Genomic DNA, 5,636 nt, shown 5'->3' on the forward strand with positions numbered 1-5,636 from the left:
AGCGTATCGATGAATCCGGTCTCGCGAAAATCACCGGCGTCGCCGATCCGCCAGGAAATCCCCAGCGTGGGATCGGCGATGGAGAACACGACGCTCCAGCCGCCATTGTGACGCGAGAAGCTGGCAATCGGCGCATTCACCGCGTCGGGCACGCGCGGCAGCATCGGAGTCGGCGGCGGCAGCGCCGCAAGTTGCTGCGGCGGTGCGGCGGTCGTCACATCAGCGCGCACCACCGCCGGGCCGCTGAGAAAGACGTCGTCCACCATCTGGTCGAAATACACCGGCACCTGGCGATGCTTCACCGTGTCGGCCATCTCGCTGACGACGCGGCGGGTGCGCTGCGCCACCTGCACCAGGTTGAGCGATGGCTGCTGCAGCTCCTTGACGAAGACGCGGGTGAACACCGAATTCGGATTGTCGTCCCTGTCCGAAAGCCGGTCGAGCGCCGTCTGCCGCGGCCCCGCCGAGAAGATCGAGAACACGCCTTCGGGCAGCGTCGTCATCGGCGCCAGTCCGCCCGAGCCGGCAACCGCGCGGGTGCCGGCGCGTTCAAACGGATTGTTGCGGCAGGCATCGAACACCAGGATCGAGGTCCGCGCGCCCTTGTTCTGCAGCCGCGACACGATGCGGTCGGCGAGCACGGCGGAATCCCGCACCAACTCCTCCTGGCCCTCGGTCGCCGCCGGCACGTCGGTCGGCAGCAGATAATTCTGGCCGGCGATCTCGAAGCCGTGGCCGGCGAAAAAGAAGAACGCGGTGTCGCCCTTCTCGATCGTGGCATCGAACGCCAGCAGCGACTGGCTGAACGCCTGCCGCGTCTGATTCTCCGCCACCATCACGCTGAAGCCGAGTTGCTTCAGGGCGTCGCCGATGCTGCGGGCGTCGTTGACCGCCTTCTGCAGCTTGGGGACGTTGCGATAATCATTGTTGCCGATCACCAGCGCGACGCGCTTCTCGGCGTGCGCAGACGTCGCCAGCGCCATCAGCGCCGCTCCGATGCCCAGCTGCATCGCGCACCGGGTCCACCGCGATATCATCATGCCCCCATCCATCACCATTGCCGCACTGTACGGCCATCCTCTGGCTTGGTCGAACCCGCGCTTGTGCAGGTTCATGGCGATCCTTTCCAAAAGGTAATGGCCGCAGCCCGCTGGCACTCTGGGCTTTGTCGCCGCGATCGGCCATAAATTCTGCAACCATGCGCGTCAAGCCGCGCTCCTGACGACGACGGAGAGATGATCGTGAAATCAACGCTAGTGGCAGCCGCCGCTCTTCTTGTGACGGCCTCGATGGCCATGGCGCAGGCGCCTGCCCCGGACGCCGCGCCCGAAGCCGCCCCGACCGCGCCTGCGGCTCCAGCGGCCAAGGCGGCGCGCAAGCCGGTGGTTCGCGCGGCTCCCGCCGCACCAGCAACGCCCAAGCTGCCCGGCGCGACGGAAATCACCCAGATCGTCGGCATCCGCCAGATCGACCCCACGACCTACGAAATCGATGCCAAGGCGCAGGGCGGCGCGCCGGTGAACCTGCGCATGAACGTGTTCGTGATGCAGGACCTCGGTCGCCAACTCGGCACCTACGGCAAGTAGGTGGCAACCGCGAGGCCGTGCGACCGTCGCGGCAGAGCACGGCCGCAAACGCCGTCGCGGAAAGCACCACCCGTAACGGCAGATCCAGAATGACGGCCCAATTGCCGTCATTTGCCCCGAAAACGTTCAGCTTTTCGGCGCAAATCCGGTTTCCCGCATTGACTTTGGCGGTTTCCCGCCTATCTTCCGCTGCGACGCGGCCCGGTATCGAAACGCGATACCTCGAGTAAGCCGCCTGTCTGCGCCCTGCGATCCCCGTGCAATTCAGCGTGCCGCTCCGGGGTTGAGCGCGACAGTGTTTTCCGTGAATCCAAGCGGCGGTTTCTTCCAGAGGCATGGTCCCGAAAAGTGGTCTTTCCGGTTTTCGGCAGAGATCATGCCCCCATAACAGAGGCTCAATGTCCTTTTCCAATCTCGGCCTGTCCGACAAGGTTCTCGCCGCAGTCGCGGCCACCGGCTACACCACCCCTACCCCCATTCAGGAGCAGGCGATTCCCCACGTGCTGGCGCGTCGCGACGTGCTCGGCATCGCCCAGACCGGCACCGGCAAGACCGCGGCCTTCGTTCTCCCGATGATGACCATGCTGGAAAAGGGCCGCGCCCGCGCCCGCATGCCACGCACCCTCATTCTGGAGCCGACCCGCGAACTCGCCGCCCAGGTGAAGGAGCAGTTCGACAAATACGGCGTCGGCCAGAAACTCAACGTCGCTCTCTTGATCGGCGGCGTCTCATTCGGCGACCAGGACACCAAGCTGACCCGCGGCGTCGATGTTCTGATCGCCACCCCCGGCCGCCTGCTCGACCACACCGAACGCGGCGGCCTGCTGCTCACCGGCGTCGAACTGCTGGTGATCGACGAAGCCGACCGCATGCTCGACATGGGCTTCATCCCCGACATCGAACGCATCTGCAAGCTGGTGCCCTTTACCCGCCAGACGCTGTTCTTCACGGCGACGATGCCCACCGAAATCCGCCGCATCACCGAGACCTTCCTGCACAACCCCGTCAAGATCGAAGTCTCCAAGCCGGCTTCCACCGCGATCACCGTGAGCCAGTCCCAGGTCGCCGTCGGCCGCGAGCCGCACGAGAAGCGCGAGGCCCTCCGGGCCCTGATGCGCGGTGCCACCGACCTCAACAACGCGATCATCTTCTGCAACCGCAAACGCGAAGTCGCCCTGCTGGCGAAGTCGCTCGAGAAGCACGGCTTCAGCGTCGGCGCGCTGCACGGCGACATGGAGCAGTCGGCCCGCACCGCGGCGCTCGACCAGTTCCGAAAGGGCGAATTGCCGATCCTGGTGGCTTCCGACGTCGCCGCCCGCGGCCTCGACATTCCCGCCGTCAGCCACGTCTTCAATTTCGACGTGCCGCATCATCCCGATGACTACGTGCATCGGATCGGTCGCACCGGCCGCGCCGGGCGTACCGGCACTGCGATCTCGCTGGTCGCACCTTCCGACGTCAAATCCATCGCCGCCATCGAGAAACTGATCGGCCAACCGATTCCCCACGCCGAGAGCGGTGTGATGATCGGCGAAGCCATCGAAGGCGCCGCACCTGCCGACGGCGCTGAGGCTCCGCGCCCGGCCCGCCAGCGCACCGGCAACCGCGAAGCCAATGCCGAGCAGCCGCGCGGCGGCGGACGTGGCCGCGACCATTCACGCGGCGGCAAGCGTGAGGGCTCGGGCAACCGGGAAGCGTCCGGTAACCGGGAAGCTTCGGGCGACCGCAAGCCGCGCCGCGAGCGCGAACCCCGCCGTGCAGGTGGCGGCGATCGCGAGCGCAACACCACTCCCGTCGCGCAGCCTCAGGTTGCAGAGGCCGCCTTCACGCCGCCGGTGGCGCCGCCGGCTTCCCGCACGCCATCGATCGGCCGCGCCGAAGCGCCGCGCCCGCGCCGCGAGGAAGCCTCCGAACCCGCCGATCACTCGCATTTGCCGGCATTCTTGCTGCGTCCAGTGCGGGTCCGCGTTTAATGTAGCGGCGCAACTCTCTGTCACTTACCGGGCGTTAATGCTTTCGCCGTAGCTTGATTGCGATATTTTAATCATTTCGCGATCAACTACCGGTAGAGCGTTTATGCCGCCGGCGAGGACACAGAACGTGACCGGAATTTTGGACGAACAAGAACGAACCTTGGCCTTCGCCGAGATCGCGCTCGGGCAGATCAAATCGCTGCGCCAGACCGCCATTCCGCGCAATTACGAGATCTGGTACGTCTACGCGACCGGATACAATTCCGCGCTCAACAAGGTCATCAACGAGACCCTGGCGCGTAACGGCAGGCTGACCGAGGCCGACCTGGACCAGCTCCACGACACCTACTTGTCTCAGGTCCGCACCACCGATCGCATCGATCAGGTCGGCGCCCGCGTCATCGGCGAGATCGACGACGTGATGGCGCTGATCACCGATGCGCTGGAGATGGCGGTCAACTTCAACGAAAGCCTGGTCGGCGCCAGCCACACGCTCGGATTGGCCAAGGACCGCGCCCAGGTCAAGCTCGTGATCGAGAGCCTCGTGAAATCGACCCGCGAGGTCCACGACACCAACAAGGCGCTGGAGGAGCGGCTACACTGCTCGAAGAGCGAAGTCAGCAACCTGCAGCAAAGCCTCGAGGCGATCCGCGCCGAGAGCCTCACCGACCCCCTCACCGCGCTCGGCAACCGCAAGTATTTCGACCGCGCGCTGGTCGGCGCGATCCAGGCCGCCGTCAATGCCAGCGAACCGCTGTCGTTGCTGATGCTGGACATCGACCATTTCAAATCCTTCAATGACAATTACGGCCACCTCACCGGCGACCAGGTGCTGCGCCTGGTCGGCCAGTCGCTGAAGCAGACCATCAAGGGGCAGGACATCACCGCGCGCTACGGCGGCGAGGAATTCGCGGTGGTGCTGCCGAACACATCGCTGCGCCAGGCGCTCACGGTCGCCGATCACCTCCGCCGCGCGGTGATGTCGAAAGAACTGAAGAAGAAATCCACCGGCGAGATTTTAGGCCGCGTCACCATCTCGATTGGCGTCTCGATGCTGCAGGCTGGCGACGACATGGACTCGCTGATCGGTCGCGCCGACGCCTGTCTCTACGCCGCCAAACGCAACGGCCGCAACCGCGTGATCTGCGAAGTCGATCCGGAATATTCTGCGGAGATCACTCAGATCCAGGTGGCGTAACTCGGAAGTCACATTAATTTCTGGCCGTCATTGCGAGGAGCCCTTGCGACGAAGCAATCCAGCCTTCGCTTTGTTGCTTTCTGGATTGCTTCGCTTCGCTCGCAATGACGGCTGAAATGCCGCGGCCTTCGTTACGTTTTTCTTGGTCGCTTTTTGGGGCTTTTCCCGACCCGCTTCACCTTGCCCTGCTTCGCCAACGCTGCTCTGCCCGCTGCCGCATATGCAACACGCGCCCAGTCGGTCACTTCGTCGGGTTCGTCATACAATCGCTCCGGCAATTTCCAGTATGAGCCGATCGTCCGCAGCTTGCCCTTCGCCTCATACTGAAACGGCCCGCAGCCCTCGGCTTCGAATCGCGGAATGCTTGGCGCGTCGGCGCGCAGATAGATCGCGCCGCGCAGCACCAGCGCGAAGTTGATGCCGTCGGCGGAGACGCCATAGCCGGAGAACATCCGCCGGATCGCGACAGGCCCGAAGCCGGCAAACAGTTCGATGAGGAAATCGCGGTCCATGGGGAAGTGTAGGATGGGTCGAGCGGTTGCGAAAGCACCATGCTCCTGCCGTCATCCTGAGGTGCGAGCCAGTTGGCGAGCCTCGAAGGATGCGGCGACAGACACCGGCGCTTGCCACGCATCCTTCGAGACGCCGCGCAAAAAGCTTGGCTCCTCAGTATGACGGCGGAGTTTGCGAAGATGCTACGTCAAGGAGCATCTTCCTCAGAACGCCAACTCAGTCCAACTTGGCAGCCGTCAGCTGCACCGACTCGCCGCAGCCGCAGGCGCCGGTCTGGTTCGGGTTGTTGAAGATAAACTGCGACTGCATCTTGTCGGACTTGTAGTCCATCTCGGTGCCGAGCAGGAACAGCACGGCCTTCGGCTC

Annotated in this window: 5 protein-coding genes and 1 pseudogene; 3 read left to right on the top strand and 3 right to left on the bottom strand. The window is 64.5% G+C overall.

The window, feature by feature from the left end; translation table 11 throughout:
* Positions 1–1,010: caspase family protein (locus JWR89_RS10210; RefSeq protein WP_299715189.1), on the bottom strand; the 1,010-nt coding region annotated here is incomplete at its 3' end.
* 231 nt (positions 1,011–1,241) lie between these two features.
* On the opposite strand from JWR89_RS10210, the gene JWR89_RS10215 reads away from it, so the two are divergent.
* The 3 genes from JWR89_RS10215 to JWR89_RS10225 all read left to right on the top strand — a co-directional run bounded on the left by JWR89_RS10215 (position 1,242) and on the right by JWR89_RS10225 (position 4,757).
* Positions 1,242–1,586: a hypothetical protein gene (locus tag JWR89_RS10215; RefSeq protein ID WP_299715192.1), complete on the top strand. Its 345-nt coding sequence runs from the start codon at positions 1,242–1,244 to the stop codon at positions 1,584–1,586.
* Positions 1,587–1,984: 398 nt separating this feature from the next.
* On the top strand, positions 1,985–3,559 hold the full coding sequence (locus JWR89_RS10220; RefSeq protein WP_299715195.1) for a DEAD/DEAH box helicase: 1,575 nt from the start codon (positions 1,985–1,987) through the stop codon (positions 3,557–3,559).
* A 127-nt stretch (positions 3,560–3,686) separates the two neighbouring features.
* On the top strand, positions 3,687–4,757 hold the full coding sequence (locus JWR89_RS10225; protein ID WP_299715198.1) for a GGDEF domain-containing protein: 1,071 nt from the start codon (positions 3,687–3,689) through the stop codon (positions 4,755–4,757).
* Positions 4,758–4,888: 131 nt separating this feature from the next.
* On the opposite strand, the gene JWR89_RS10230 is transcribed toward JWR89_RS10225, so the two are convergent.
* Both JWR89_RS10230 and JWR89_RS10235 read right to left on the bottom strand, forming a co-directional pair.
* Positions 4,889–5,269 carry a TfoX/Sxy family protein gene (locus JWR89_RS10230; protein ID WP_299715200.1) on the bottom strand — a complete coding sequence of 127 codons (381 nt, stop codon included), beginning with the start codon at positions 5,267–5,269 and terminating at the stop codon, positions 4,889–4,891.
* Between the two features lie 217 nt (positions 5,270–5,486).
* Positions 5,487–5,636 (bottom strand): annotated as a pseudogene (locus JWR89_RS10235) (Fe-S cluster assembly scaffold SufA); the annotation flags it as partial.

Source organism: Tardiphaga sp., assembly GCF_028290785.1.
GTDB lineage: Bacteria > Pseudomonadota > Alphaproteobacteria > Rhizobiales > Xanthobacteraceae > Tardiphaga.

Bases quoted from the DNA above. Each gene is read 5' to 3' on its own strand.
- JWR89_RS10230 (WP_299715200.1), bottom strand. From the start codon at position 5,269: ATGGACCGCGATTTCCTCATCGAACTGTTTGCCGGCTTCGGGCCTGTC.
- JWR89_RS10220 (WP_299715195.1), top strand. From the start codon at position 1,985: ATGTCCTTTTCCAATCTCGGCCTGTCCGACAAGGTTCTCGCCGCAGTC.